The 3,416-nt window shown below is 66.9% G+C and carries 1 protein-coding gene; it reads left to right on the top strand.

The annotated features are described in order from the left end of the window. Positions 1 to 3,416: hypothetical protein (locus C5F48_RS25405; RefSeq protein ID WP_181247756.1), on the top strand; the 3,416-nt coding region annotated here is incomplete at both ends.

Below are 3,416 nucleotides of genomic sequence, written 5' to 3'. Positions count from 1 at the left end.
GGCCTCGTCCTATGCCGGGCTGGTCACCAGCGGCGTGCTGGTCGCCCATGCCGACGTCTCGGTCGAGGTGAAGGTGCAGGTCTACATGATGGCCCGCATCGGCGACGTCGTGATCGACGCGGCCCGCATGGCGCGGATCAGCGCCGCGACCGGCGACTACCAGGAATTCTCCGCAGGCAACATCTATGTCAACGACGCGGTGGCCGGAAACCCGGTCACGCCGGGCGAGGCCGGGGCGGAGCTGACAATCTCGGTCAACGTCAAGGAGCGGGCGCATTACGACTATTTCGCCGCGATCCAGCAATGGCTCGACGTCAGCTACAACACGCCCAACGAGCTGACCGGCGAGTCCCGCAAGACGGTGCCGAACCTCGCGCCGGATCTCTACATCCTCGGCTCGGTGATCAACGAGCTGGGCGGGGTGACGATTTCCAACCCCTATGGCGCGGTGCGCGTCTCCGGCGCGGTCTCGGGTCTCACCGTCAACATCATGGCCGGCGGCGATTTCTCCGTCGTCACCGACTGGTATCACTCGGGGACCAACCCGCAGCTCGCCCCCGGCCTGCAGGAGCTTGCGCTCGAAACGCACAGCCCGACCGTGGGCACCGTCCTGATCCGGACCTATTCCGCCAGCCAGGTGCCGGGCTTCAACGCCCAGATCTACAACACGGCGCAAAGCTCGGCGGTGGTCGCCAACGGCGCGATCTCCATCGTCGCCTCCTATGTCAACCTGAACGGGCTGATCCAGTCCGGCGTCACCACGGCCGAGATCACCATCGGCGCCGATTTCGTGCCGCCCTCGACCAGCACCTCGATCGTGCGCGACGATGGCGCCGCGATCGCCGGGATCTCCTTCGGCACGGTGAACGGCATGCAGGTCCCGGTCGCGGGCCGCTGGGATGCGGCGCTCGGGGCCATCATCCTGAACGACATGCGCTTCGACGGCGGCCGGATCGACATCACCGGCCAGGTCTTCGCCACCGGGGCGGGGAAACTGGTGGTGGCCGCGGGCTATGCCTCGGTCGTCATCCGCAACAACTCCAGCCAGAAGCTGGTGGTGAACCAGATCGACGCCTCCAAGGACCGGACCGGCGTCATCCAGATCACCGACCTGCTCGACCGGCCCGCCGGCCATGCCGACGCGGTGGCCAAGCGCACGACCTACACCCAGACCGCCGACGGCATCACCACCACGATCTCGAAGGGCGTGCTGCAGAGCAGCGGCATCAGCTTCACCCAGCTGTCGGAGGCGCATTCCTCCGGCAACACCGCCACCTTCACGCCGAAGGCGGGGACCTATTACGTCTTCACCCAAGGCTTGGCGAACCTGACCCAGACCATCGAGACCCGCTACATCTCGACCTTCAGCTTCATCTTCAACTGGCCCGCCGGCAGCGGCAATCTCTATTCCTCGAGCACGGCGAACCTGTCCGACGCGCCGCTCCTCGAAAGCCAGGCGCTGATGTCCGCCGAGCAGATCCGCACGATGCTGGAGCTTGGCGCGAATGCCGCGCTGCCCGACGCCTTCGTGAAGTACAAGCACATCTCGAACCCCGAGGTGCAGCTCGTCGCCGGCGCGATCATCAAGAACACCACCACCGGCGCCTATTTCGTCTACAACGGAAGCGCCGAGCTGAACGTGGAGCTGAGCACGCTGTTCGAGTCGAACGGCGCGCTGAAAGACAGCTACAGCGACCGTTTCACGGTCACCACCTCGGCCAGCTTCACCGGCACCGACCGCGACAAGAAGCAGTATCTCTCGACCTTCAAGAACGCCTCCACCTCGGCGCGCAGCTGGACCTCCGGCGGCGGCTACATGCGCAAGACCACCTACTGGAACGAGACGACCACCATTGTCGGCAACAAGGAATATTGGGATATCGGCGTGAAGGCCGACAACCCGGTGACCATCGAGTTCCAGAAGGGCGCAGCCACGCCGTCGATCCGCATCGAGAGCGTCGGCGATCTGGTGATCGCCGGCAACATCGCCACCACCCCCACCGGCAAGGTCTTCCTCAACCCGCGCTTCTCGCTGGCGGCGGGCCTGCCCGAGGCCGTCAACGGCGGCGCGATCAGCACGGAAGAGGGCGCCTCGATCACCGGCCAGCTGCAGGCGATCCGCACCAAGGGCGCGGTCGACCTGACCCTTCTGAACATCGGCAGCTCGGCCCAGGCCCGCAGCGCCACGTCCGGCAACGTGCAGATCGTCGACATCGAGACCGAATCCACCATCCGCATCGGCCTCGGCTCCGACACCAACAGCGACGGTTCTGTGCTGATCAAGCGCGCTGTCTCGACCGGCGGCGACGTGTTCATCCGCGCGCCGCAGGGCATCTACGCCTATGACGCCAACGCGCTGATCTCGGGCGACCGGGTGGAGCTGCAATCCTCGGCCGGCTCGATCGGCAGCGCCGATCTGGTGATCCGTATCGACACCGACGCCAGCTCGACCAACGGCGGTTTCGCCGCGGCGGCGCAGGGCGACATCCACGTGACCGAGATATCGGGCGACCTGCTGCTGGTGCAGCCGACGGAGATCGCCTGGAGCTTCGTCAGCGACGAGGCCGGCCCGGTCTCGGTCGGCTCCAAGACCGGGACCGTTGCGCTGAAGGCGCTGGCGGGCTCGATCGTCGACGCCAATTTCGAGACCGATTCCGCCCTGACCGACGCGCGGCTGGAAGCCTATCGCGCCGCCCTCGGCCTAAGCGCCGATGCGCGCGCCACCATCGGCGCCATGCTCGACGACGATACGCGGGCGGAATACGCGCTCTACAGCGAATACTGGGCGCTGTTCCGCGCCGATCTCGGCGACAGCGCGACCTCTGCCGATTTCACCTCGCTCTCCACCTACACCGCCTATGTCGAGGCCCGCGTCGCCGCCGGCGCCGACAAGGCGACGGTCGAGGCCGAGCTTCAGGCCCGCTTCGGCGCGGTGCATGACGAATGGCACGACCGCCCCTACACCGACAGCGTGCTCTACGACAGCTACTACCGTCTGCTCTGGTCGGCCTCCGACAGCGCCGGCTCGAAGCTGGAGGATACCGTCGGCTATGCCGCGCTGGTGAAGAGCCGGCTCGAGACCGAGGTGACCACCCGTCTGGTGACGGTCTATGGCGCCTTGCACGCCAATCTCGGCGGCCAGTCGGTCGCGACCGGCAGCGTGGTCGGCGACTACATCCGGCTGATCCATGCCGATGGCGGCGGCGACCTCGCCAGCCTGCCGACCCTCGCGGCCTATGTTCAGGGCCAGCTCGACGCCAACCACCCGGGCCTGAGCGGCGAGGCGCTGGAGGCGAAACGCGCCGAGCTCACCGCCGCGGCGGTGGAGCGTTTCGGCAGCGTCCATGCCGCCTATGGCGCCGAGACGCATGCCGTCCTCATGGGCTATGTCACCGAAATCCGCGACCGAAACCCAA

It is taken from the genome of Cereibacter changlensis JA139, from assembly GCF_003034985.1.
Lineage (GTDB): Bacteria > Pseudomonadota > Alphaproteobacteria > Rhodobacterales > Rhodobacteraceae > Cereibacter > Cereibacter changlensis.
Note: the sequence above shows the minus strand (reverse complement) of the source record. Positions and strands in the feature narration are given on the sequence as shown.